Annotated in this window: 22 protein-coding genes; 18 read left to right on the forward strand and 4 right to left on the reverse strand. The window is 74.7% G+C overall.

Going from position 1 to position 23,465, the window contains the following annotated elements:
• The first annotated feature begins 77 nt into the window (after positions 1-77).
• The 7 genes from hemE to AA0Z99_RS12140 are packed head-to-tail and all read left to right on the forward strand — an operon-like array spanning position 78 to position 7,276.
• Positions 78-1,190 carry a uroporphyrinogen decarboxylase gene (gene hemE, locus AA0Z99_RS12110; RefSeq protein WP_413317702.1) on the forward strand — a complete coding sequence of 371 codons (1,113 nt, stop codon included), beginning with the start codon at positions 78-80 and terminating at the stop codon, positions 1,188-1,190.
• Positions 1,187-2,869, forward strand: coding sequence for a protoporphyrinogen oxidase (gene hemG / locus AA0Z99_RS12115; protein ID WP_413317704.1), 1,683 nt, complete (start codon positions 1,187-1,189; stop codon positions 2,867-2,869). The genes hemE and hemG overlap by 4 nt, the downstream gene beginning before the upstream one ends.
• On the forward strand, positions 2,866-3,582 hold the full coding sequence (gene hemQ, locus AA0Z99_RS12120; RefSeq protein WP_413317705.1) for a hydrogen peroxide-dependent heme synthase: 717 nt from the start codon (positions 2,866-2,868) through the stop codon (positions 3,580-3,582). The genes hemG and hemQ overlap by 4 nt, the downstream gene beginning before the upstream one ends.
• Positions 3,579-4,961 (forward strand): ferrochelatase, encoded by a 1,383-nt coding sequence (locus tag AA0Z99_RS12125; RefSeq protein WP_413317707.1) that lies wholly within the window; start codon positions 3,579-3,581, stop codon positions 4,959-4,961. Before hemQ ends, AA0Z99_RS12125 begins: the two co-directional genes overlap by 4 nt.
• Positions 4,958-5,896, forward strand: coding sequence for a hydroxymethylbilane synthase (gene hemC, locus AA0Z99_RS12130; protein ID WP_413317709.1), 939 nt, complete (start codon positions 4,958-4,960; stop codon positions 5,894-5,896). The genes AA0Z99_RS12125 and hemC overlap by 4 nt, the downstream gene beginning before the upstream one ends.
• Positions 5,897-5,934: 38 nt before the next feature.
• Positions 5,935-6,792, forward strand: coding sequence for a uroporphyrinogen-III synthase (locus AA0Z99_RS12135; RefSeq protein ID WP_413317711.1), 858 nt, complete (start codon positions 5,935-5,937; stop codon positions 6,790-6,792).
• Positions 6,785-7,276, forward strand: coding sequence for an aminoacyl-tRNA deacylase (locus tag AA0Z99_RS12140; RefSeq protein WP_413317713.1), 492 nt, complete (start codon positions 6,785-6,787; stop codon positions 7,274-7,276). The genes AA0Z99_RS12135 and AA0Z99_RS12140 overlap by 8 nt, the downstream gene beginning before the upstream one ends.
• A gap of 34 nt (positions 7,277-7,310) precedes the next feature.
• Here AA0Z99_RS12140 and AA0Z99_RS12145 read toward each other — a convergent pair whose 3' ends face one another.
• The 3 genes from AA0Z99_RS12145 to AA0Z99_RS12155 are packed head-to-tail and all read right to left on the reverse strand — an operon-like array spanning position 7,311 to position 9,321.
• Complete coding sequence (locus AA0Z99_RS12145) at positions 7,311-7,598, reverse strand: DUF1905 domain-containing protein (RefSeq protein WP_413317715.1); 288 nt, start codon at positions 7,596-7,598, stop codon at positions 7,311-7,313.
• The gene (locus AA0Z99_RS12150) at positions 7,595-8,263 is read right to left on the reverse strand and encodes a class I SAM-dependent methyltransferase (protein ID WP_413317717.1); all 669 of its coding nucleotides are present in this window, start codon (positions 8,261-8,263) and stop codon (positions 7,595-7,597) included. The genes AA0Z99_RS12145 and AA0Z99_RS12150 overlap by 4 nt, the downstream gene beginning before the upstream one ends.
• Positions 8,260-9,321 carry an NAD(P)/FAD-dependent oxidoreductase gene (locus tag AA0Z99_RS12155; protein ID WP_413317719.1) on the reverse strand — a complete coding sequence of 354 codons (1,062 nt, stop codon included), beginning with the start codon at positions 9,319-9,321 and terminating at the stop codon, positions 8,260-8,262. The genes AA0Z99_RS12150 and AA0Z99_RS12155 overlap by 4 nt, the downstream gene beginning before the upstream one ends.
• An 87-nt stretch (positions 9,322-9,408) precedes the next feature.
• Here AA0Z99_RS12155 and AA0Z99_RS12160 point away from each other — a divergent pair, with 87 nt between their 5' ends.
• From AA0Z99_RS12160 to AA0Z99_RS12170, 3 genes are all read left to right on the forward strand, one after another.
• Entirely contained in the window at positions 9,409-9,978 is a 570-nt protein-coding gene (locus AA0Z99_RS12160; protein WP_413317721.1) for a helix-turn-helix domain-containing protein, read from the forward strand.
• A 202-nt stretch (positions 9,979-10,180) separates the two neighbouring features.
• The gene (locus AA0Z99_RS12165; protein ID WP_413317723.1) at positions 10,181-11,842 is read left to right on the forward strand and encodes an ATP-binding cassette domain-containing protein; all 1,662 of its coding nucleotides are present in this window, start codon (positions 10,181-10,183) and stop codon (positions 11,840-11,842) included.
• Positions 11,843-11,899: 57 nt separating this feature from the next.
• On the forward strand, positions 11,900-12,961 hold the full coding sequence (locus AA0Z99_RS12170) for a serine hydrolase domain-containing protein (protein ID WP_413320861.1): 1,062 nt from the start codon (positions 11,900-11,902) through the stop codon (positions 12,959-12,961).
• A gap of 40 nt (positions 12,962-13,001) precedes the next feature.
• On the opposite strand, the gene AA0Z99_RS12175 is transcribed toward AA0Z99_RS12170, so the two are convergent.
• Entirely contained in the window at positions 13,002-13,946 is a 945-nt protein-coding gene (locus tag AA0Z99_RS12175; protein WP_413317725.1) for an SDR family oxidoreductase, read from the reverse strand.
• A 177-nt stretch (positions 13,947-14,123) separates the two neighbouring features.
• Here AA0Z99_RS12175 and AA0Z99_RS12180 point away from each other — a divergent pair, with 177 nt between their 5' ends.
• The 8 genes from AA0Z99_RS12180 to hemL all read left to right on the forward strand — a co-directional run bounded on the left by AA0Z99_RS12180 (position 14,124) and on the right by hemL (position 23,364).
• Positions 14,124-14,960 carry a helix-turn-helix transcriptional regulator gene (locus AA0Z99_RS12180; RefSeq protein WP_413320863.1) on the forward strand — a complete coding sequence of 279 codons (837 nt, stop codon included), beginning with the start codon at positions 14,124-14,126 and terminating at the stop codon, positions 14,958-14,960.
• A 112-nt stretch (positions 14,961-15,072) separates the two neighbouring features.
• Entirely contained in the window at positions 15,073-16,836 is a 1,764-nt protein-coding gene (locus tag AA0Z99_RS12185; protein ID WP_413317727.1) for a helix-turn-helix domain-containing protein, read from the forward strand.
• A gap of 80 nt (positions 16,837-16,916) precedes the next feature.
• Positions 16,917-18,182, forward strand: coding sequence for a hydroxymethylglutaryl-CoA reductase, degradative (locus AA0Z99_RS12190; protein WP_413317728.1), 1,266 nt, complete (start codon positions 16,917-16,919; stop codon positions 18,180-18,182).
• Entirely contained in the window at positions 18,179-19,135 is a 957-nt protein-coding gene (locus AA0Z99_RS12195; RefSeq protein WP_413317730.1) for a hydroxymethylglutaryl-CoA lyase, read from the forward strand. The genes AA0Z99_RS12190 and AA0Z99_RS12195 overlap by 4 nt, the downstream gene beginning before the upstream one ends.
• Positions 19,132-19,557: a hypothetical protein gene (locus tag AA0Z99_RS12200; protein ID WP_413317732.1), complete on the forward strand. Its 426-nt coding sequence runs from the start codon at positions 19,132-19,134 to the stop codon at positions 19,555-19,557. The genes AA0Z99_RS12195 and AA0Z99_RS12200 overlap by 4 nt, the downstream gene beginning before the upstream one ends.
• On the forward strand, positions 19,557-20,939 hold the full coding sequence (locus AA0Z99_RS12205) for a tripartite tricarboxylate transporter permease (protein ID WP_413317733.1): 1,383 nt from the start codon (positions 19,557-19,559) through the stop codon (positions 20,937-20,939). Before AA0Z99_RS12200 ends, AA0Z99_RS12205 begins: the two co-directional genes overlap by 1 nt.
• A gap of 131 nt (positions 20,940-21,070) precedes the next feature.
• Positions 21,071-22,066, forward strand: a complete 996-nt coding sequence (gene hemB / locus AA0Z99_RS12210; RefSeq protein ID WP_413317735.1) for a porphobilinogen synthase — start codon at positions 21,071-21,073, stop codon at positions 22,064-22,066.
• Positions 22,063-23,364: a glutamate-1-semialdehyde 2,1-aminomutase gene (gene hemL, locus AA0Z99_RS12215; protein WP_413317737.1), complete on the forward strand. Its 1,302-nt coding sequence runs from the start codon at positions 22,063-22,065 to the stop codon at positions 23,362-23,364. Before hemB ends, hemL begins: the two co-directional genes overlap by 4 nt.
• Positions 23,365-23,465 lie beyond the last annotated feature (101 nt).

Below are 23,465 nucleotides of genomic sequence, written 5' to 3' on the forward strand. Positions count from 1 at the left end.
GTCGAGTCTGCAGCACCGCGCCCGAGAGCCCCGTCCAGAGGAGCCGTTCCATAGGGGAAGGTGGGATGATGGAGGGGATGCCCGCGCTCGCCCCAGACCACCCGCTCACCACCCGCACCGGCGCCTCCCGGCTCGTGCGGGCCTACCGCGGCGACCGCCCGGAGGTGACGCCGGTCTGGTTCATGCGCCAGGCGGGGCGCTCGCTGCCCGAGTACCGCGAGCTGCGAGCCCGCACCGACGGGCCGGCGCGGGACATGATCGACACCTGCCTGGTGCCGGAGCTCGCGAGCGAGATCACGCTCCAGCCCGTGCGGCGCCACGGCGTCGACGCCGCGATCTTCTTCAGCGACATCATGGTGCCGCTGCGCCTCGCCGGCGTCGACGTGAAGATCGAGCCCGGCGTCGGTCCGGTCGTCGCCCATCCCATCCGCACGCCCGACGACGTCGCGCGACTGGTCGCGAACGACCCGGCGATGCTCGACGCAGCGCTCGAGCCGGTGCGCGAGGGCGTGCGCCAGACCGTCGCCGGGCTCGCCGAGATCGGCGACGGCTCGACCCCGCTGATCGGGTTCGCCGGCGCCCCCTTCACGCTCGCGGCCTACCTGGTCGCCGGCCGCCCCTCGAAGGATCACCTCGAGGCGCGCACGCTCATGCGCTCGCACCCCGAGGCCTGGGATCGGCTCACCCGCTGGGCCGCCGACGTCACCGGCCGCTTCCTGCGCGCGCAGGTGGAGGAGGGCGCGAGCGCCGCGCAGCTGTTCGACTCGTGGGCCGGCTCGCTGCCGCTCGACCAGTACCAGCAGCACGTCGCCCCGGCCTCGCGCATCGCGCTGGACCGCGTGCGCGACCTGACCGACGCCTCCGGCGCCCGGGTGCCGCTCGTGCACTTCGGCGTCGGCGCGGGCGAGCTCTACGGCGCCATGGATCTCGACGTCGACGCCATCGGGGTCGACTGGCGCGTCCCGCTCGACACGGCGCTCGAGCGCATCGGCAGCGACCTGACCGTGCAGGGCAACCTCGACCCGGCAGTGCTCGGCGCGCCGTGGGAGATCGTGGAGGCCGCGATCGACCACGTGCTGATGGCCGGCTCCGTCGCCCGGGCGCACGTGTTCAACCTCGGCCACGGCGTGCCGCCGAGCGCCGACCCCGCGGTGCTGACGCGCATCGTGCAGGCGGTGCACGAGCGGTGACCGACCACAGCGCCGCCGCGCCGACCGGCGCTCCCGCGACCGATGCGGGGGCGGATGCCGCGGCGCCCGACGAGCGCACGCGCTTCGACACGATCGTGGCCGGCGCGGGCATCGCCGGGCTGACGATCGCGCACGACCTCGCCGCGCGCGGCTACCGCGTGCTCGTGCTCGAGGCCGCCGACCGGATCGGCGGCACCGCCGCGAAGCTGGAGCTGCCGGGCGTCGGCGCGAGCACCGCCGGCGCAGGGCGCGCAGCGCTCGCGATCGACGCCGGCGCCGAGTCGTTCGCGGTGCGGGGCGGCGCGGTCGCCGAGCTCGCGACCGAGCTGGGCCTCGGCGACGCGGTCGTCGACCCCAGCCCGGCCGGTGCGTGGCTGCAGCTCGCCGACCGGGCGGTGCCGCTGCCGAAGCGCACCCTGCTCGGCATCCCCTCGACGCCGCTCGCGCGCGATGTGATCGACGCGCTCGGCTGGGGCGGTGCGCTGCGCGCCTACCTCGACCGGCTGATGCCCGTGCTGCGCATCGGCACCGATGACGCGCTCGGCCCGCTCGTGCGCCGCCGCATGGGGCAGAAGGTGCTCGACCGCCTGGTCGCGCCGCTCGCGGGCGGCGTCTACTCGGCCGATCCCGAGGTGCTCGACGTCGCGATCGTCGCGCCGGGGCTGAACGGCGGGGTCACGCGCGCCGGCTCGCTCTCCGGCGGCGTCGCCCTCGTGCTCGAGGAGCGAGCGAAGGCCGCGGGCGGTGACGGCGGCGCCACGCCCGGCAGCGCCGTCCAGGGTCTGCGCGGCGGCATGCACCAGCTGCCGGAGCGCCTCGCCGAGCGCGCGCGGGAGCACCACGCCCTGATCCGCACGGGCGTGCGCGTGCTGAGCGCGACCGACACCGCGACCGGCTGGTCGGTCGAGACGGATGCGGGCACGCTCCACGCGTCCTCGCTGGTCGTCGCGCTCCCCGAGGCGGCGGCGCGCGCCCTGCTCGTCTCGGAGCCGACGGAGCCGACGGAGCCGACGGACCCGACGGAGCCGACGGACCCGACGGAGCCGCGGACCACGGCGACTCGCAGCCCCGCCGTCGAGCTCGTGACGCTCGTCCTCCCGCCCGGCGCCATCACCGGCGACCCGCGCGGCACCGGCGTGCTCGTCGCCGCCGACAACTCCCGCGTGCGCGCGAAGGCGATGACGCACGCGACCGCGAAGTGGCCGTGGCTGCGCGAGGCTGCCGGTGGTCACGAGATCGTGCGGCTCTCCTACGGCTCCGGCACCGCGGAGCCCGCGACCGAGCAGCTCGACGACGCGGCGGCCGCGGCGCTCGCCCTCGACGACGCCCGTGCGATCTTCGGCACCGCGCTGCCGCAGCCGGTCGCCAGCGCCCGCGTGCGCTGGCGGCAGGGCCAGCCCGCGAGCGCCGTCGGAGCGCGCCGCCGGCAGCAGGAGCTGCGCGAGGCGGCGGCCGAGCGCGACAACCTCTTCGTCGTCGGCGCCGCCGTCGCAGGCACGGGTCTCGCGCAGGTCGTGCCCGACGCGCGCAGGACGGCGCTGGAGATCCGGCGCGAGCGCTTCGCGGTGCAGGGCACGCCCTGGACGGCCGACATCGTGCCCGCCGAGCCCGAACCCGGCGCGGCCGAGCCGGCCGACGCATCCGACACCACCCCAGCAGCAGGACGAGGAGAGGCATGAGCGAGCAGAGCCCCCAGGTCGAGATCGGCGACGGCTACACGATCTGGGCCGTCTTCCGGCGCAGCACCGGCAGCACCGGCAGCACCGGCAGCACGGTCGCCGACGACGGCCGCGCGCCGCTCGCGGAGGTGCTCGACGAGCTGGCCGCCGAGGGCGTCGTCGCGCGAGGCATCTACGACGTGTCGGCCATGCGCGCCGACGCCGACGTGCTCGTCTGGCTGCACGGCGCGAAGGGCGCGCGCACGCCGCCCGAGGCGCTGCAGTCGGCCGTGCGCCGCGTGCGCCGCTCGCGAGAGCTGGCCGGCACCGCGCAGGTGTGGGGCGCCATGGGCGTGCACCGCGACGCCGAGTTCAACAAGCGGCACGTGCCCGGCTTCCTGCGCGACGTCGAGCCCAAGCGCTGGGTGAGCGTCTACCCCTTCGACCGCTCCTACGACTGGTACCTGCTGCCCGCCGAGGAGCGCGGTCGGATGCTCGCCGAGCACGGCCGCGCCGGGTCGGCGTACCCGGGCGTGATCGCCAACACGGTCGCGGCGTTCGCGCTCGGCGACTACGAGTGGATCCTCCCGCTCGAGGCAGACGAGCTCACCGAGCTCGTCGACATGATGCGCGACCTGCGGGCGGTCGACGCCCGCATGCACGTGCGCGAGGAGACCCCATTCTTCACTGGCCGCCGGATCGCGGCCGACGAGATCGAGGAGGTGCTCGCGTGAGCGAGTCGATGGAGCAGGTGCAGCAGCCCGCGGGCGGATGCTGCGGCGGCGGATGCTGCGGTGGCGGCCAGGCGCAGGAGCCCGCGACGAGCGCTGGCTCGGAGTCGCTGCAGCTGCAGGCGCAGCAGCAGCAGGCGCAGGAGCAGCAGGCGCGCCGAGAGACCAAGGCGCCCGCCGCGACCGGCGTGCACATCGAGCCCGGCGCCGCGGTGCCGAGCGCGACGCCCGCCGCGCAGGCCGGCCCCGAGCACGTGGAGGAGCCGGTCGCCTACGACGGCATCCTGCTGTCGGGCTTCGGCGGGCCAGAGGGGCAGGACGACGTCATCCCGTTCCTCCGCAACGTGACCCGCGGCCGCGGCATCCCCGACGAGCGGCTCGAGGAGGTCTCGACGCACTACCGCCACTTCGGCGGCGTCAGCCCGATCAACCAGCAGAACCGCGACCTCAAGGCCGTGTTCGAGGCCGCGCTCGCCGAGGCGGGCATCGACCTGCCCGTCTACTGGGGCAACCGCAACTGGGCGCCCTACCTCGACGAGGCGCTGCAGGAGGCCGCCGCCGCCGGCGCCTCGAAGCTGCTCGCCATCCCCACCTCCGCCTACTCCTCCTACTCCTCGTGCCGGCAGTACCGCGAGGACTGGGCCGACGCCCTCGAGGCGACGGGGCTGCAGGCGACGATGCAGATCGACAAGGTGCGGCAGTTCTTCAACCACCCCGGGTTCCTCGGCACCTTCGTCGACGGCGTGCGCTCGACGGTCGAGGAGGCGCGGGCGGCCGGCGTCGCCGACGCCCAGATCGAGGTGCTCTTCGCGACCCACAGCATCCCCACCGCCGACGCCGAGCGCTCCGGCGCGCCCGACCTGCACCAGTGGGGCCCCGGCGGCGGCTACGAGGGCCAGCACCTCGCCGCGGCCGAGTGGGTCATGGCCCAGGCGGCGCCGGGCGTGGCTTGGCAGCTCGTCTACCAGTCGCGCTCCGGCCCCGCGTCGCAGCCGTGGCTCGAGCCCGACATCAACGACGCGATCGAGGAGCTGGCAGCGGCCGCGAAGCAGGCGGGCAGCGAGGGCGGCCGCACGGCGATCGTGATCGTGCCGCTGGGCTTCGTCAGCGACCACATGGAGGTCATGTGGGATCTCGACGAGGAGGCCATCGAGACGGCCACCGAGGCGGGCCTGTGGGTGCGCCGCGCCCCCACGCCCGGCGTCGACCCGCGGTACGTCGGGGCGCTCGTCGACCTGGTGCAGGAGCGGTTGGAGGGCCGGCCGGTCGCGGACCGGAAGGCCGTCACGTCGATCCACGCCTGGTACGACGTCTGCCGGCCCGGCTGCTGCGAGAACCCGCGGCTCGGCTTCCGCCCGGCGATCGCCGGGCTGCAGCCGTGACGGCGCTGAAGGTCGGCACGCGGGGCTCGGCGCTCGCGATGGCGCAGTGCTCGGCGCTCGCCGCGCGCTTCGCCGGCGAGGTCGAGCTCGTGCCGATCACGACGAAGGGCGACGTCGACCGCTCCTCGCTGCAGCAGCTGGGCGGCACGGGCGTGTTCGTCTCGGCGCTGCGGGATGCGCTGCTCGACGGCACGGTCGACGTCGCGGTGCACTCGATGAAGGATCTGCCGACGAAGCCCGCCGAGGGCATCGAGCTGGCGGCGGTCGCGAAGCGCGAGGATGCCCGCGACGCGCTCATCGCCCGCGACGGCCTCGCCTTCGCCGACCTCCCCGAGGGCGCGAGGATCGGCACCGGCTCACCCCGGCGGGCCGCGCAGCTGCGGCTCGCGCGACCCGATGTCGAGATCGTCGACATCCGCGGCAACGTGCCCACCCGCATCGCGCGCGCGCTCGGCGACGTCGAGACGGGGGAGGGCGCCGACCTCGACGCGGTGGTGCTGGCGCTCGCGGGCCTCAAGCGGCTGGGCCTCGAGGCCAGCGCCACCGAGATCCTCGACCTGATCGACTTCCCGACCGCGCCAGGGCAGGGAGCGCTCGCGGTCGAGGTCCGGTCGGGCGACGCCGCGGCTCGCACGGCCGTGGCCGCGACCGACCACGCCTCCACGCGAGCCGCGACCGATGCCGAACGGCGCGTGCTCGCGGGCCTCGAGGCCGGATGCGCGGCGCCGCTGGCCGCGCACGCGGAGGTCGCGGACGGCATGCTCTTCCTCTCTGCCGTCGCCTACGCGCCCGACGGGTCGAGGAAGCTCGGCGCATCCCACGCCTACACGCTCGACGCCACCTCGGCCGCGGAGCTCGCGGAGGCGGCGCGCGACGTCGCCGACCGCGCCGTGACCGAGCTCATGGACGCCGGCGCGGCCGAGCTCATCCGCTGAGCCGCTCGCTGCCCGCACGAGACGAACCGAGGAGACCCATGCGCGTCCTGATCCCGCGCGGCGGCAGCTGGGGCGACGACGTCGCCCGGCGCGTCACCGACGCCGGCTACGAGCCGCTGATCCTGCCGCTCGTGCAGCTCGCGCCGGCTGAGGATCAGCAGCAGCTGCAGCTCATGCTCGACCAGCTCGCCGAGGGCCGGTTCGACTGGCTCGTCGTCACCAGCCAGTCGACCGTGCGGGTGCTGCCGCCCGTGCCCGCCTCGACCTCGGTCGCCGCGGTCGGCTCGGTCACCGCGGCGGCGCTGCGCGAGCGCGGCGTGCCCGTGGCGTTCATCCCGACGAAGCAGTCGGCCGCTGGTCTGGTGGACGAGTGGCCGATCCGATCCGGTCGCGTGCTCTGGCCGCACGCGCTCGACGCGAAGCCGACGATCGCCGACGGCCTGCGCCAGCACGGCATGCAGCTGAGCGAGGTCGTCGCCTACCGCACCACCCCCATCTTCCGCTCGGCCGAGCAGCTGCTGGAGGCGGCGCAGACCGGCGTCATGCCGGTGATCGACGCGGATGCGCTGCGGCACCGCGAGGAGGTCACCGCGGCCGGGCAGGACGGCGAGGAGGGCGTGCTGACCGCCGTCGAGCCCGCTGAGACCCCGATCGATGCCGTGCTCGTGACGTCGGGGTCGGTGGCGAAGCAGGTGGCGCGGCTCGGGCTCGCCGCCAGCACGAGCATCGTCGCGATCGGCGAGCAGACCGCGGAGGACTGCCGCCGGGCGGGCCTGCCGGTCGCGGGCATCGCGAAGCACCCGAGCGCGGAGGGCCTGGTGGCGGCGCTGGTCGCGGCTGCGCCCACCGCGCCGTGCGGGCACGCGCCGCGCGGCGTAGCCTGGCCGCATGGCTGACACCGACCGCGACGCCGTGAACCCTGCGCTCGACGCGCTCAGCGCATCCGGCCTCGAGCACGAGGTGACCCGCCACGGCCGAGTCGGCTCGCTCGCCGAGGCGGCGGCCGCGCGGGGCGTGGCGCCCGCCGACGTCGTCAAGACGATGGTCGTCCGTCGCGGGGAGGGCGACCACCTGCTCGTGCTCGTCCCCGGTGACCGCACCATCTCGTGGCCGAAGCTGCGCGAGCTGCTGGGCGTCACGCGCCTCTCGATGCCGGATGCTGCGGAGGCGCTCACGGTGACGGGCTTCGAACGCGGCACGATCACCCCCTTCGGCACGACGCGGCAGCTGCCCGTCGTCGCCGACGAGCGCGTGCGCGGCCACCGCGTCTCGATCGGCGCCGGCGCCCACGGCGTCGCCGCCACGCTCGACGGCGACGCCCTGATCGCGCACCTGGGCGCGCGGGTCGCGGACGTCACCGAGGCCGAGCAGCCGCGCTGAGCCGCGCGCACTCCCGCGGCTGCGCGGGCGAGCGTCAGGTCAGGCGGCGCTCCAGCTGCACCGTCACGGAGTCGCCGAGCTCCTTGCCGAGCTGCTTCCGCAGCTTCGCGCTCAGGGAGAGCATGTGGCCGCCGGTGCCGGTGACCAGCAGCCCGACGTTCGCCAGCGCGATGCCGTCCACGGATGCGTCGACGCGCACCGCGCGCTTGGTGCCGAAGAGCTCGGCAGAGCCGGGCACCTCGACGCAGGACCACAGCTCGCCCTTCACGTCGACGCCGATCGGTGCGGTGAAGGTGACGTCGAGCGGCGCGGGTGCGGTCATGGCACCATCGTGCCGGATCGAGCCGGTCCGCGGCGCACCAGCACCACCGAGTCGTCGAGCGTGGCGGCCGAGCCATCGGGCGCCGTGACCGAGCGCTCCCGGCGCTCGCACGCGAGCACGTGCCAGTCATCGCGGTCGAGCCGCAGGGCGGCGAGATCGCCCTCGGGGGTCGGGAAGGGGTGCGTGCGCGCCATCTCGGGGTCGGCCCACGACGGCGCCCCGGCATGGGCGACGACGAGCAGGTGCCCGCCGGGCGCGACGAGGTCGGTCGCGCGGCGCAGGATCTCCTCCCGCGGGATCACGACCGGCCACGACTGCAGGAACGACGCGCTCACCAGCTCGTGCGCCTCCGTCGACTGCCACGTCGCGAGGTCGGCCGCCTCGAAGCGCAGCGCATCGCGGCTGAGGCCCGCCGCGGCCGCCGCGGCACGCGCGCGCTCGATCGCGGTCGGGGAGAGGTCGACGCCGGTCACGCGCCAGCCCTGCTGCGCCAGCCAGAGGGCGTCGCCGCCCTCGCCGCAGCCCAGGTCGAGCGCCCGGCCGGGGGTGAGCGCGCCAGCGACGTCGGCGAGCACCGCGTTGACTCGGCCCGACCAGATGCGCTCGGCGTCGGCGTAGCGCGCCTCCCAGAACTCGGCGGCTGCGGCAGCCTCGCGCTCGCTCACGCTCGCACCCCAGCGCTCTCGGCCCCGGCCTCGAGGCGGGCCGCCCGCTGCTCCGCCAGATCGAAGTCGGCCTCGACGAGCGCGCCGTTCGCCGCTGCCCCCGCCATCGCTCCTGCCGCCATCGCGATCGGCACGTTGGCCATCGGGTTGACGACGTTCCCGGCCGCCCAGATGCGCTCGTGGCTCGTCCTGCCGGTGAGGTCGACGGTGACGAAGGAGCCAAGGCCGAACGGCTGCTCGGTGCGCGCGAGGCCCAGCTCGGCGAGGAAGCCGTCGTGCGGCCGCGGGGCGCCAGCGGTGAAGATCGCGTCGAGCGCGGTGACGCGCCCGTCCGCCGTGCGCACGCCGGTCACCGCCTCGCCCTCACCGAGCACCTCGACCACCGGCGAGGCCTCCAGCTCGATGCCGCGCGACCGCAGCCGCCGCTGGTCGGCGGCGTCGATCGCGCCGGCAGCCGCGGAGAAGAGCACGACCCGATCGCTCCACTGCCGCACCAGGCGCGCCTGGTGGAGCGCCATCGGCGAGGTGGCGATCACGCCGATGCGCCCGCCGCGCACCTCCCAGCCGTGGCAGTAGGGGCAGTGCAGCACGCTCGTGCCCCAGCGCTCGGCGAGCCCCGGGATCGCCGGGAGCTCGTCGGCGATGCCGGTCGCCACGATGAGCGCTCGCGCACGCTCGGGTGCCGCGCCAGGGAGCGCGACCGACAGGCGCGCATCCGCGTCGTCCGGGCTCGCAGCGCTCGGGCCGAGGGAGCCCGCAGCCAGCTCGCTCACGCCCTCGACGCTGCCCTCGCGCACCTCGACGCCGTAGGCGGCGAGCTCCTCGCGGCCACGGCCCACGAGGTCGGCGGGCGCCGTGCCCTCGTGGCCGAGCACGCCGTGCATGCCGGCGGCGAAGCGGTTGCGCGGCGACCCCGCGTCGATCACGAGCACGCGTCGGCGCGCGCGGCCGAGCATGAGCGCCGCGGAGAGGCCGGCGGCGCTGCCGCCGACGACGATGGCGTCCCATGCGGGTGCAGCAGCGGTGAGGGAGTCGGAGGCCGGGTCAGAGGAGGTCATGGCTCTATTGCATCTCGGTGCGTGACAGAATCGCAAGCACGCTTGCAGGATTGGCAAGCGCACGACGAGCACGGAGGAGAAGGCGGGATGCGCGAGGCGCTGGAGCAGATGGGCCCGCGGCTGCGCGCGGTGCGGCACGAGAAGGGCTGGACCCTCGACGACCTGGCGGCACGAGCCGGCATGTCCGCGAGCACGCTGTCGCGGCTGGAGTCGGGCAAGCGCCAGGCGAGCCTCGAGCTGCTGCTGCCGCTCACGCGCGAGCTCGGCATCCGCATCGACGACCTGATCAGCGTCGAGCCGCCCGACCCGCGCGTGCGCCGCCCGGAGATCCGGCGCGACGGCCTCGTCATCGCGCCGCTCGCGCCCGAGGGCTCGGCGGTGCACACCTACAAGATCACCTACCCGCCGCTGCGCGAGCTGCCGGAGCTCCGGGTCCACGACGGCTACGAGTGGCTGTACGTCCTCTCCGGGCGCCTGCGCCTGCGGCTCGGCGAGCAGGATCTCGTGCTGACGCGCGGCGAGGCCGCCGAGTTCGACACGCGCATCCCGCACGCGATCCACGCCGCCGGCGGCAAGCCCGCGCAGGTGATCAGCATCTTCAACGACGACGGCGTGCGCATGCACACGCACGTCGGCGACGCCGCGCCCACCGGCTGAGGCGGGCGCGGCCTTGCCGGCCGTCGCGAGCATGGCGTAGTGTCGCCACCGCAATCATCGATGGTGTCAGCGTCGATGCCGCCTGCACGAGGAGCACCGAGAGATGACCGACCGCACGGGAGCCGCGACCACGCGCTGACCCGGCCGCACACGCACGGTCGATCGATCCGTCAGCGCATCCCACGCTCTCGGAGGATCCCTCTTGGCACATCCCGCCATCGCGCTCACGCGCGTCCACGTCTCCTGGCCCGACGGCACCGCGGTGCTCGACGGCCTCACCGGCAGCCTCGGCCACGGCCGCACCGGCCTCGTCGGCCGCAACGGCGTCGGCAAGTCGACCCTGCTGCGCCTCATCGCGGGCGAGCTGTCTCCCGCCTCCGGCGCCGTCGTCGTGCAGGGCACTGTCGCGACGCTGCCGCAGCAGCTCGCGCTCGGGCCCGGCACGGTGGCGGATGCGCTGGGCATCGCTCGCGTGCTCGGTGCGATCGAGGCCATCGAGGCTGGCGACGCGTCGCCCGCCCGCTTCGACGAGGTCGGCGACCGCTGGGGCGTGGAGGCGGAGGCACTGGGCGAGCTCGCGGCCCTCGGCCTCGTCGGCGACACCGAGCTGCTGCGCCGCCCCATCGCATCGCTCTCGGGCGGCGAGGCCGTGCTCGTGGGCCTGACCGCCATCCGGCTGCAGCGCGCCGACATCGCGCTGCTCGACGAGCCCACGAACAACCTCGACGCATCCGCTCGCGGCCGCCTGCACGCGGCAGTGGAGGGCTGGCGTGGCACGCTCGTCGTGGTCAGCCACGACACCGAGCTGCTCGAGCGCGTCGACCGCATCGCCGAGCTGCACGCCAGTGGGCGAGCGGATGCGGGTGGCGCGAGCCTGCGCACCTTCGACGGGCCCTACTCGGCCTATCGCGCGGCGATCGAGGCCGAGCAGCGCGAGGCCGAGCGCGACGTGCGCGACGCCGAGCAGCTGGTGCGGCGCGAGCAGCGGCAGCGCATCGCTGCGGCCGAGCGGCGCGCTCGGTCGGAGGCGGCCGGGCGTCGCGCCGGTGCCGCGGGTGGCATCCCGAAGATCGTGGCCGGCGGCCTGCAGCGGAAGGCGGAGGGCACGAGCGCGCGCTCCAAGGCGCTGCACGAGGGGCGGGAGGCGGCTGCGGGGGCAGCGCTCGAGGCTGCCGAGGAGCGGCTGCGCGACGACCGGGCGATCCGCATCGCGCTGCCCGACACCCGCGTGCCGGCCGGGCGCGAGGTGCTCGAGCTGTGCACCCCGGCTGGCGAGGCCATCCGCGTTCGCGGGCCGGAACGCATCGCGCTGACCGGCGCGAACGGCGCAGGCAAGTCGACGCTGCTGGGTGCCGTCGCGTCGTTCGGCAGCGCTTCGTCCGGCAGCGCGACGTTCGACGCGACCGGGGCGCGGCCGGCGCCCGTCGCGGCGGTGACCCACCGCATCCGCACCGCCGCCCTGCTGCCGCAGCGCGTGCGCTTCGGCGACGAGGATGCGACGCTCATCGACGCCGTGCGCGAGACCGCACCGGGACGCGAGCTGCGCGAGGTGCGCGCGCAGCTCGCGCGATTCCTGTTCCGCGGGCGTCGCGCCGAGCAGCGCGTGCGGGAGCTCTCGGGCGGCGAGCGCTGCAGGCTCGCGCTCGCGCGCCTGCTGCTCGCCGACCCGGCGCCGCAGCTGCTGCTGCTCGACGAGCCGACGAACTCGCTCGACCTCGACGCGATCGACCGGCTGGTGGAGGCCGTGACGGCCTTCGAGGGCGCGATGGTGGTCGTGAGCCACGACGTCGGGTTCCTCGAGCGGATCGGCATCACGCGCAGCTGGACGATCCAGGCGGGCGCGCTCATCGACCGCCCGCGGTGAGCGCGGCTGCGCGCGTAGCATCGAGGAGGGACACCGTCGAAGACCCCGGAGGCGATGATGCACGTGGACACCCGAGCGCTCGACGAGGCCATCGCGGAGGAGGCCTTCACCGGCGTCGCCGCGATCGATGTGGCGGCCGCGCGCACGCTCGAGCGCTGCGAGGGCCATCGGCACCGCGCGCTCCGGGCGCCCATGACCGCCGACACCCGCATCGCGATCGCGAGCGGCAGCAAGGCGTTCACGGCGCTCGCGATCATGCGGCTCGTCGAAGAGGGCAGGCTGCGGCTCGACCAGCCGGTGCGGGAGCTGCTCGGCGACGACCTGCCGCTCATCGATGACGCGGTCACGATCGAGCACCTGCTCGGCCACACCTCCGGCATCGGCGACTACCTCGACGAGGAGACGCTCGGCGACATCGGCGACTTCGTCATGACCGAGCCGGTGCACACGCTGACGCGCGCCGAGGCCTTCCTGTCGATGCTCGACGGCCACGAGCAGCGATTCTCACCGGGCGAGCGCTTCGCCTACTGCAACGGCGGCTACATGGTGCTGGCCGTGGTGCTCGAGCGCGCGACGGGCGAGGGGTACCAGGATGCGGTGCAGCGGCTCGTGCTCGAGCCCGCGGGTCTCGCGCGCACCGGCTTCCTGCCGCTCAACGCGCTGCCGGGGGACGCCGCGGTCGGCTACCTGCACGAGGAGGGCGACCTCGCCAACACCCTGCACCTGCCGGTGCTCGGCAACGGCGACGGCGGCGCGTTCACGACCGCTGGCGACCTGCACCGCTTCTGGCTCGCGCTGCTCGACGGCCGCATCGTGTCGAAGGAGAGCGTCGAGACGATGACGCAGCCGCGCCACGAGGTGCCGGACGAGGATCTGCGCGCGGGGCTCGGGCTCTTCCTGCACGCGACCGGCCCTGCGCTCGTGCTCGAGGGCTACGACGCCGGCGCCTCCTTCCGCACCACGCACATCCCCGCGACGCACACGACGGTCAGCGTGCTCGGCAACAGCTCGGAGGGCGCGTGGCCCGTGATCCGCCTGCTCGCCGAGGCGATCGATGCCGAGCTGGAGGGCGATGCCCAGCGCGACGACGTGCTGGCGTCCGACCAGCCCGTCACCTGATCACCTGACGGCGGCCGGGCGGATCGCGCGGGCCCCCGCCTCAGGCCTCGGCGAAGCGCACGCCCGTCAGCTCCTCCGAGCGGTGCCAGATGCGGCGCGCGTCATCCTCGCTGCGGAGGCGCGAGTACATGCGCTGCACGGCGGGCCTGCCGCCCAGGTGCCCTGGGCCGCTCGGGCCCGTGAGCGTGCCGGAGCGCGCATCCGGCGAGGTGGCGGCCATGAGTGCCGGCAGCCCGGCGGTCTGCGCGGTGCCGACGACGATGCCGCGCGCCGACAACCAGCGGATCGCTCGCACGGCGGTGGTGTCGCGCTCGCGGTCGAGCTCGGGGCGCGCGGACAGGAGGCTCGTCGGTGCGATGCCCGGGTGCGAGAGCGTGCTGGTGATGCCCCAGCCCTCCGCGCTGCTGCGCCTTGCGAGCTCGAGGCCGAAGAGCCCGAAGGCGATCTTCGACTGCCGGTAGGCGCGCATGCCGTCGTAGCCGCGCTCCCAGTTGAGGTCGTCCCAGTTGATCGCCCCCTCGTTGGCGGCCACGCTCACCTGCGAGGTGACGCGGGCGCGACCTGCGCGCAGGAGCGGCAGCAGGTGCGCGACGAGCGCGACGTGCCCCAGGTGGTTGGTGCCGAGCTGCAGCTCGAAGCCGTCGGCGGTCGTCTGCCGCGTCGGCGGCGTCATGACGCCCGCGTTGTTGATGAGCAGGTGGATGGGGCGCCCGTCGGCGCGCAGCGCCTCGCCGAGCGCCGCCACGGACGCGAGCGACGAGAGGTCGAGCTGCTGCAGCTCGACCTGCGCGGCGGGCACGCGCTCCCGGATGCTCGCCCGCGCGGCCGCGCCCTTCTGCTGGTTGCGCACCGGCAGCACGAGCTCGGCGCCGGCCTGGGCGAGGCGGGCGGCGATCCCGAGCCCGATGCCGTCGCTGCCGCCCGTCACGACCGCTCGCATGCCGGTCAGGTCGGGCAGCTCGATGTCGATCGTCCTGCGTGCCATGGGTGCTCCATCCTTCGGGTCGTGCCTCGGTCCGTGCCTCGGCGCTGCCTCCACTGTCGTGCCGGGCGAGCGCGCGAACCAGGACCTCTCGATCCACCGCTGGCATCCGTGGATCACCAGGGCGTGGCTCGCGCGCAGCCGAAGCGGTAGGAACGACCATGGGGCGGAGGTGACATGGTGATCGATCGAGACGGGCTCGCGGCCTTCCTGCGGCATCGTCGCTCGGTGCTGCAGCCGGAGGACGTGGGGCTCGGGCGCGGGCAGCGGCGCCGCACCGAGGGGCTCCGCCGCGAGGAGGTCGCGAGCCTCAGCAGCATGTCGACCGACTACTACGCGCGCCTCGAGCGCGGCACGGGCCCGCAGCCCTCGGAGCAGATGCTCGCGGCCATCGCGCAGGGGCTGCACCTGAGCGTCGACGAGCGCGACCACCTGTTCAGGCTCGGCGGCCACCGCGCGCCGCTGCGCGGCGCGTCGAGCGACCACATCGCTCCCGGGATGCTGCGCATCTTCGACCGGCTGGCCGACACGCCCGCCGAGATCGTCACGGAGCTGGGCGAGACGCTGCGGCAGACACCGCTCGGCGTCGTGCTCACCGGCGACACCGCGAGCATCCGCGGCCCCGAGCGCAGCATCGGCTACCGCTGGTTCACCGACCCGGCGAGCCGCGGGCTCTACGCCGAGGAGGATCACGCGTTCCTCTCCCGCCTGTGGGCTTCCGGCATCCGGCAGGTGCTCGCCGAGCGCGGTCGACCCTCGCGAGCCGCGATGCTGCTCGACCTGCTGCTCGAGCGCAGCGCCGAGTTCCGCAGCGTCTGGGCGCTGCAGGAGGTGGGGCTGCGACCGCAGGAGGTCAAGCGGTTCCGCCACCCGGAGGTCGGCGTGCTCGAGCTCGCGTGCCAGACGCTCATCGACCCGGGCCAGTCGCACTTCCTGCTCGTCTACACGGCGGCGCCCGGCAGCGACAGCGCCGAGAAGCTGCAGCTGCTCTCGACGCTCAGCGCCCGGCAGCGCTGAGGCCCGGCAGCGCTGAGCGAGCCGCGGCCCGCCCGCCTCGATAGCCTGATCGACGGCCGGGGAGCATCGCGAGCGGGCGCTGCCCCGATGGCGGTCGAGCGCGGGAGGTGCCATGGTCGACGACGGGGCGCGACGCGACGAGCTCGAGCGGCTGCAGCGCGCCGAGGCGCAGCTCGCCGCGATCTCGAGCACCACGCGAGACCTGCTCGAGGTGCAGGACGCGACCGCGATGCTGCAGCGCATCGTCGATCGCGTGCACGAGCTCGCCGGCGCCGACGTCACGTACCTCTCGGTGTACGACCCCGCGACGGACGAGCTCTTCGTGCGCGCGGTGCGCGGCTCGCGCTCCGGGAGGTTCCTCGGCATGCGGGTGCCAGCGGGCGTCGGCGTCGCGAGCCTCGCGGTGCGCACGCGCAGCGCCCAGTCGGTCGCCGACTACGTCGAGCTCGGGGCCCTTCCGCGCGACAGCGAGATCGACGCGATCGTCGCTGCCGAGGGCATCCACGCGATCCTCGGGGCGCCGCTGCTCGCTGCTGGCGAGGTGCTCGGCGTGCTCTTCGTCGCGAACCGCGCTGCGCGCCGCTTCGGCGAGGAGGACTCGACGCTGCTGACCGCCTTCGCCGACCACGCGGCGATCGTGCTGCGCATCGCGGGCGTCCTCGACGCGCTGACCGCCAGCAGGCAGGAGGCCGAGGCCGCGCGCGAGCGAGCCGAGCGGCTCGCGGCCGAGACGCTCTCGGCCTCCAGGCTGCACGGCGAGCTCACCGGGCTGATCGTGGGCGGCGGCGGCCAGGCCGACGTGCTCGCGGCGCTCGCGGTCGCCCTCGAGCGCCCCGTCTGGGCGGAGGACCTGCACGGCTCGCCGCTGTGGGGCACGCCGAGGCTGGATGCGCGGGTCGCCCGCGCCGAGCTCGCGCTCGCGGTCTCCCACAGCGCCGCGACGGGCCGGGTGGCCGTGCTCGGGGGCGGCCCGGTGCGCGCGTCGATCGCCGTGCTGGGCGCCGGTCAGCGGATCGGGGCGGTCCACATCGGCGGCGCGACGCCGCTCAGCGAGCTGCAGCGGCGCACGCTCGAGCGCTCGGCGCAGATCCTGGCGCTCGTGACGATGCAGCGCAACGCCGTCTCGGACGCCGAGGAGCGCGTGCGCGGCGAGCTCGTGCTCGACCTGCTCGACAGCGCCGACACCGAGGCTGCGGTGCGGCGCGCTCGGCAGCGCGGGGTCGCGGTCGATCGGGCGTGGAGCACCGTGGCCGTCAGCGTGGCCGAGGGGGAGCGCTCTCGGGCCGCCGCCCGGCTGCGGCAGCTGCGCGGCGCGCTCGTCAGCATCGCGCCGGACGGGTGCGCGGTGCTGGTGCCGGACGGCGAGGCGCAGCAGGCCGCCTCCACGGTGCGGTCGCTGCTGGAGGGGCTGCCCGCGGTGGTGGTCGCCGAGCCGGTCGCGAGCCTCGCGACCGCGCACGCGGGCATGCGTGCCGCGGTGCGCGCGACTCGGCTGCTGCGCGGGCTCGGCATCGACGACGCCGCGACGACCGCGGTCGCGCTCGGGCCCTACGCGGCGATGTTCGACGACGACGGCGCCCGTGCACGAGCCTTCATCGACGCATCCATCGGCCCGGTCCTCTCGTGGGATGCGCGGCGCGGCACCGAGCTCGGCGCAACGCTCGCGGCGCTCCTCGAGGCGCAGGGCTCGGCGGTCGCGGCGGCGCGCCGGCTGCGCGTGCACGTCAGCACCGTCAAGCAGCGCGCGGCGCGCTTGCGGGCGCTGCTCGGGGCGGAGTGGGATGCGCCCGAGCCGCGCTTCCGGATCGAGGTCGCCATCCGGCTCCACCGCGCCCTGGAGGGTCTGGAGAGGACACGTTCGACGCCTAGAATGTGACCGATCGGTGCATGCACCCGCGAGCCGCCGCGCGCTTGACTTGGGCGGCCGACGAGGGTGCGGCGCGAGAGGTGGCGAGGATGGCACGGACGAGCAGGCTCAGCGGGCTGCGCAACCACACGATCGAGGAGCGTCGCGCGATCGTCGCGGATGCGCTCGGCGCACCGGATGCGCTCGCGCAGCTCGTCGACGGCGGCCTCGACGAGGCCCGAGCCGATCGCATGATCGAGCACGTCGTCGGCCAGATCGGCATCCCGCTCGGCGTCGCCACCAACTTCCTGGTGAACGGCCGCGAGGTGCTCGTGCCCATGGCCACCGAGGAGCCCTCCGTGGTCGCGGCGGCGAGCAACATCGCGCGCATGGCGCGCGAGCGCGGCGGCTTCACGACCTCGAGCACGGCGCCGATCATGCAGGCCCAGATCCACGTCGTGGAGGTGGCCGACGCGCACGGCGCGAAGCTGCGGATCCTCGAGCAGCGCGACGAGCTCATGCGCCTCGCCGACGAGCAGGACCCGCGGCTGGTCGAGCTCGGCGGCGGTGTGCGCGACCTGATCGTGCGCATCGTCGAGCGCGGTGGGCGGCGGCACCTGGTCGCGCACCTGCTGGTCGACGTGCGCGACGCCATGGGCGCGAACGCCGTCAACACCATGGCGGAGGCGATCGCGCCGCGCGTGGCCGAGCTCGCCGGCGGCAGGCCGCTGCTGCGCATCCTCACCAACAAGGCCGACCTGCGCCTCAGCCGCGCGCGCGTCACCATCCCGGCCGAGATGCTCGGCGGAGCCGAGGTCGTCGAGAGCATGATCCTCGGCGCGCAGCTCGCCGAGGACGACCCCTACCGCGCCGCCACGCACAACAAGGGCATCATGAACGGCATCACCGCCGTCGTGCTCGCGACCGGCAACGACACCCGCGCGGTGGAGGCCGGCGCGCACTCGCACGCGGCGCGCGACGGCCACTACGGCTCGCTCTCGCACTTCGAGCGCGACGCCGCGGGCGACCTGGTCGCCACGCTCGAGCTGCCCCTCGCCGTCGGCCTCGTCGGGGGCGCGACCAAGTCGCATCCCGCAGCCCAGGCGGCCGTCGCGATGACCGAGGTCACGACCGCGCAGCAGCTCGCCGAGCTGATCTGCGCCGTCGGCCTCTCGCAGAACGTCGCCGCCGTGCGCGCGCTCGCCGCCGAGGGCATCCAGCGGGGGCACATGGCCCTGCACGCGCGCAACGTCGCCGTGGCCGCGGGCGCGGAGGGCGACGAGATCGAGGCCGTCGCCGCGCGCCTCGTCGAGCAGCGCGCCGTGCGCGCCGACGTCGCCGAGCGCGAGCTCGCGACCCTCAGGGGCCAGGCATGACCGACACCCTCGCCCTCGGGCTCCCCGTCCGTCGACCGCGGGCGGGGCTGCCCGAGCGCGTGACCATCTGGGAGGTCGGCCCGCGCGACGGGCTGCAGGCGGAGCCGACCTCGCTCTCGGCGGGCGCTCGCGTCGAGCTGGTCCATCGGCTCGCCGCGGCCGGTGCCGAGGTGATCGAGGCGGGCAGCTTCGTGCGCGCCGACCGCGTGCCGCAGATGGCCGGCTCCGGCGAGGTGCTGAGCGCGCTCGGCGACCTCGGCGTGCGCCTGGCCGTGCTCACGCCGAACCTGCGCGGGCTCGACGACGCCATCGCCGCCGGCGCGCGCGAGGTCGCGGTCTTCCTCAGCGCGACCGAGCGCTTCTCGCTCGCGAACCTCGGCGCCTCGAAGGCCGACGCGGAGCGCGCCGCCGAGGCGGTCGTGCGCGCGGCGCTCGAGCAGGGCATCCGGGTGCGCGGCTACGTGTCGATGGTCTTCGGCGACCCGTGGGAGGGCCCGGTCGCGCACGAGGCGACCGTCGAGGTCTCCGAGCGGATGCTCGAGTGGGGCGTGGCGGAGGTCTCGCTCGGCGACACCATCGGCGTCGGCACCCCCGGCGCGGTCACCGACGTCGTCGCGGCGCACCGCGACCGCGGCATCCCGGTCGACCTGCTCGCGCTGCACATGCACGACACCTACGGCCAGGCGCTCGCGAACGTCTACGCGGGCCTCGAGGCGGGCGTGCGCATCTTCGACAGCGCGGTCGCCGGCACGGGCGGCTGCCCGTTCGCGAAGTCCGCGACCGGCAACCTGGCGACGGAGGATCTCCTCTGGATGCTCGACGGGCTCGGCATCGAGCACGGCATGGACCTGTCGGCGATCGCCGGCACCGGCCGATGGCTGAGCGCGCAGCTCGGCAAGGCCACGACATCTCGCGTCGCACGAGCGCTCGCGAGCGGAAAGGAAGCGCGATGAAGCGCACGTATCTCGAGGTCTGGGGTGACACGGTCGACGGGCGCCACCTGCTCGGCGCCATCCTCATCGGCGTCGGCCTGGGCACCCCGGCCTACCTGGTCGCCGCCTGGCTGTTCGGGCAGGCGGAGGCCATCGACCCCGCCCTGTCCAAGTCCTATGCGCTGCTGGTCGGACTGGGCGCCTGCGTCCTGACGGGCGTCATCTCCGCCCGCATCTTCCCGCCGAAGCGCGTGCTCGTCGAGGCCGATGACGAGCCGGGCTCGCGCGAGGTCGCGATGGACTCGATCGAGCAGGAGTTCGGCCCGCTCGGCGACCCCGACGAGCTGCCCGCCGCGGTGCTGCGGGAGGTCAAGGAGCTCGGGCTCTACGAGGACCTCGCGCGTCAGCACGCGAAGCACGTCGCGAAGGAGGCGAACCGCTGATGGAGCTCCTCGACGCAACCCTCTGGGCCGTGGGCATGGCGCTCATCGGCGCCATCGTCTTCGGCCTCCTCGGCCTGGTCTCCGGCACCGACGAGACCGCCACCATCGCTCCCGTCACGCTGCTCGTGATCCTGCTGGGCGTGCCGCCGGCCGGCGTCTTCGCGTTCTTCATGGCGGCCGTCGCCTCGAAGCACATCACGCACGCCATCCCGACGACCCTGCTGGGCATCCCGGGCGACACCATGGCGGCGCCGCTGCTGCAGGACGCGCAGATGCTGCGCGAGCTGGGCGTGCCGCACATCGCGCTGCGCAAGGCGATCTCCGGCGGCGTCGTCGCGGCCATCATCGCCGTGCCGCTGGCCGTGCTGTTCGCGCTGGTGCTCACGCCCTTCGCCGACGCGATCGGGGCCGTGGCGCCGTGGCTGTTCCTCGGTGCCGCCGCGCTCGTGGCCGTGCTGTCGAAGGGCCGCTGGGCGGCGCTGTTCGCGCTGGTGCCCTTCGTGCTCCTCGTCGTGGGCCTCCAGGGCTTCGCGACCGCGACGCTGGACAAGGGCCTCACGATCGCGTTCTTCCTCGGCATCGCGACCGGGCCGCTCATCGCCGACCTCTTCCTGGCCTCGAGCCCCGCGGGGCGCACGCTCATCGGTCGCGCCGAGCAGCGCACGTTCGAGCTCGCCCGCGACACGCGCACCTGGAAGGGCCGCATGCCCAACCCGCTCACGGTGCTCGACCGGAAGCAGCTCGGCTACACGGCCACCGCCGCCGGCATCTCGAGCGCGACCTTCGTCTTCTCGCCCGTGGCGATGACGGTGCTGATGGGCGAGCTCTTCGGCGCTCGCTTCAAGAACGGCTACCACCGGCTCACGGCCCGCATGTCGATCCGCAACGGCACGACCGAGTCGACCTACATCGCCGAGACGCTCATCCCGCTCATCGCGATCGGCCTGCCGCTGTCGCCGATGGCGGCGAGCGTCGCGAGCCCGCTGTTCAACGCGCCGCCGGTCTACACGATCGACACCGAGGCGGGCACGACGAACAACCTGCACGACATGCTCGAGCCGTGGCAGTTCCTCGTGTTCGGCATGGTGGCCGTCATCATCGCCGTGCTGATCAGCTACCCCTTCGCGATGACGCAGGCGCACCGGGCTGCGAAGTGGGTCATGCGCAAGGTCTCGCACGAGGCGATCATCGGTGCCTTCGCGGCGCTCATCGTGGTCATCTGCCTCTACGAGGGCGGCATCGTCGCGCTGCTGGTGACGCTCACGGTCGGCCTGGTCGGCGGCATGCTGAACCGCATGTTCAACATGCACACGGGCGTGCAGTTCATGGGCTTCTACGTCGCGGCGCTCTCGGTGCCCGCGATCCAGGCGCTCTTCGCCTGAGCGGGCCGACGAGGGGGTCGATCCGCAGCGCGCGGCTCGGCCCCCTCGTCGTCTCGGTCGGCGGCCGGGGCAGCGGGGCTCCCGCGCACCTCGCCGGGCCCGAGCCGAGCCGCGCGAGTATCCTGGAGGCAATGCCTCCCACCATCCGCCCCCGCCGGCTGCGGCAGAGCGCACCCATGCGCCGCCTGGTCGCCGAGACCCGCATCCACCCCGCCCAGCTCGTGCTGCCGATGTTCGTCGCCGAGGGGCTGAGCGAGCCGCGCGCCATCAGCTCGATGCCCGGCCAGGTGCAGCACACCCTCGACACCGCGGCACGCGAGGTCGAGCGGGGCATCGCCGCCGGCATCGGCGGCGTCATGCTCTTCGGCGTGCCGCAGCACAAGGATGCGGTGGGCTCCGGCGCCACGGATCCGGGCGGCATCCTCAACCAAGCCACGGCGTTCCTCGCCGAGCGCTTCGGCGACGCGACCGTCATCCAGACCGACCTGTGCCTCGACGAGTTCACCGACCACGGCCACTGCGGCGTCCTCGCCGACGACGGCTCGGTCGACAACGACGCCACGCTCGAGCGCTACGCCGACATGGCGATCGCGCAGGCGGAGGCCGGCAGCAGCATCCTCGGCCTCAGCGGCATGATGGATGGCCAGGTGGGCCACGTGCGCGCGGCGCTCGACGCCGCCGGCCACCAGCAGGCCGCGATCCTCGCCTACAGCGCGAAGTACGCCACCGCGCTCTACGGCCCGTTCCGGGAGGCGGTCGACTCGAGCCTGACGGGCGACCGCAAGACCTACCAGCAGGATCCCGGGAACCGCCGCGAGGGCTTGCGCGAGGCGCTGCTCGACATCGGCGAGGGCGCGGACATCGTGATGGTGAAGCCGGCCGGGCTCTACCTGGACGTGCTGGCCGACGTCGCCGCCGCATCCGACGTGCCCGTCTGGGCCTACCAGGTGTCGGGGGAGTACGCGATGGTCGAGGCAGCGGCCGCGAACGGCTGGATCGACCGCGATCGCCTGATCACCGAGAGCCTGACGAGCATCGTGCGGGCGGGCGCCGAGACGGTGCTGACGTACTGGGCGATCGAGCAGGCCGAGTGGCTGCAGGCGCGAGGGATGGGGGCACGGCCGTGAGCACCAACGCAGAGCTGTTCGAGCGGGCGAAGCTCGCGATCCCCGGCGGCGTGAGCTCGCCCGTGCGCGCCTTCGGCTCGGTCGGCGGCACCCCCGCGTTCCTGGTCGGGGCGAAGGGCGCGCACGTGACGGATGCAGAGGGGCGCGAGCTCGTCGACCTGGTCGCGAGCTGGGGCCCGGCGATCCTCGGGCACGCGCATCCCGAGGTCGTCGCGGCCGTGCAGGATGCCGCGGGCCGGGGCCTGTCGTTCGGCGCCTCCACGCCCGGCGAGGCGCTGCTGGCCGAGGAGGTCGAGCGCCGCGTGGGGCCCGTCGAGCGGCTGCGGTTCGTCTCGACCGGCACCGAGGCGACCATGACGGCGATCCGCCTCGCGCGCGGCGCGACCGGCCGCGACCTGCTCGTCAAGTTCGACGGCCACTACCACGGGCACTCCGACGGGCTCCTCGCGGCCGCGGGCAGCGGGCTCGCGACGCTCGCGCTGCCGGGCTCGGCGGGCGTGCCGGCGGCCATCGCCGCGACGACCCTCGTGATCCCCTACAACGACCGCGCCGCGGTCGAGGCGGTCTTCGCCGAGCGCGGCGACGAGATCGCGGCCATCATCGTCGAGGCCGCGCCGGCCAACATGGGCGTCGTCGAGCCCGACGGCGACTTCAACGGCTTCCTCGCGCGCACCGCTCACGCGCACGGCGCGCTCCTCATCAGCGACGAGGTGCTCACGGGCTTCCGCGTGCATCGCGGCGGCATGTGGGGCCTCGAGCAGTGGGTGGGGGATGAGGCGCCCGACCTCATCGCCTTCGGCAAGGTCATCGGCGGCGGCATGCCGCTCGCGGCGCTCGGCGGCAGGGCCGAGCTCATGGAGCTGCTGGCGCCGACCGGCCCCGTCTACCAGGCGGGCACGCTGTCGGGCAATCCGGTCGCGGTCGCCGCGGGCCTCGCCACGCTGCGCCTCACGACCGACAGCGTCTACGCGAGGCTCGACGCCGCGGCCGACGTCATCACGCAGGCGTTGACGGATGCGCTGCGCGCCGAGGGCGTGCCGCACGCGATCACGCGCATCGGCAGCCTCTTCTCGGTGGCGTTCCGCGAGGGTGCGCCGACGGACTTCGATGAGGTGCGCGCGCAGGACGCCTTCCGCTACCCGCCGTTCTTCCACGCGATGCTCGAGGCGGGTGTGAGCCTGCCGCCGAGCGTCTTCGAGGCGTGGTTCGTGATGGCCTCGCACGGCGACGAGCCGCTCGCGCGGATCGTCGACGCGCTGCCGGCCGCAGCCCGCGCTGCGGCGGCAGCCACCCGGTGACGCCCAGGCCGGTCGTGGTCGCTCGCGACCCGCGTTGAGCCTCGAGCGGCGCCGGCTCGCATCCGACCCCTGGCCGTCAGCGCGCAACGGGGTTACGGTGG

Origin of the sequence: Agrococcus phoenicis, from assembly GCF_047302415.1 — a bacterium.
GTDB lineage: Bacteria > Actinomycetota > Actinomycetes > Actinomycetales > Microbacteriaceae > Agrococcus.

Coding starts and splice junctions, on each gene's coding strand:
- hemE (WP_413317702.1), top strand. CDS start 78: ATGCCCGCGCTCGCCCCAGACCACCCGCTCACCACCCGCACCGGCGCC.
- AA0Z99_RS12170 (WP_413320861.1), top strand. CDS start 11,900: ATGCACGTGGACACCCGAGCGCTCGACGAGGCCATCGCGGAGGAGGCC.
- AA0Z99_RS12185 (WP_413317727.1), top strand. CDS start 15,073: ATGGTCGACGACGGGGCGCGACGCGACGAGCTCGAGCGGCTGCAGCGC.
- hemQ (WP_413317705.1), top strand. CDS start 2,866: ATGAGCGAGCAGAGCCCCCAGGTCGAGATCGGCGACGGCTACACGATC.
- AA0Z99_RS12205 (WP_413317733.1), top strand. CDS start 19,557: ATGGAGCTCCTCGACGCAACCCTCTGGGCCGTGGGCATGGCGCTCATC.
- AA0Z99_RS12135 (WP_413317711.1), top strand. CDS start 5,935: ATGCGCGTCCTGATCCCGCGCGGCGGCAGCTGGGGCGACGACGTCGCC.
- AA0Z99_RS12145 (WP_413317715.1), bottom strand. CDS start 7,598: ATGACCGCACCCGCGCCGCTCGACGTCACCTTCACCGCACCGATCGGC.
- AA0Z99_RS12160 (WP_413317721.1), top strand. CDS start 9,409: ATGCGCGAGGCGCTGGAGCAGATGGGCCCGCGGCTGCGCGCGGTGCGG.
- AA0Z99_RS12175 (WP_413317725.1), bottom strand. CDS start 13,946: ATGGCACGCAGGACGATCGACATCGAGCTGCCCGACCTGACCGGCATG.
- AA0Z99_RS12195 (WP_413317730.1), top strand. CDS start 18,179: ATGACCGACACCCTCGCCCTCGGGCTCCCCGTCCGTCGACCGCGGGCG.
- AA0Z99_RS12190 (WP_413317728.1), top strand. CDS start 16,917: ATGGCACGGACGAGCAGGCTCAGCGGGCTGCGCAACCACACGATCGAG.
- hemB (WP_413317735.1), top strand. CDS start 21,071: ATGCCTCCCACCATCCGCCCCCGCCGGCTGCGGCAGAGCGCACCCATG.
- AA0Z99_RS12140 (WP_413317713.1), top strand. CDS start 6,785: ATGGCTGACACCGACCGCGACGCCGTGAACCCTGCGCTCGACGCGCTC.
- AA0Z99_RS12155 (WP_413317719.1), bottom strand. CDS start 9,321: ATGACCTCCTCTGACCCGGCCTCCGACTCCCTCACCGCTGCTGCACCC.
- AA0Z99_RS12200 (WP_413317732.1), top strand. CDS start 19,132: ATGAAGCGCACGTATCTCGAGGTCTGGGGTGACACGGTCGACGGGCGC.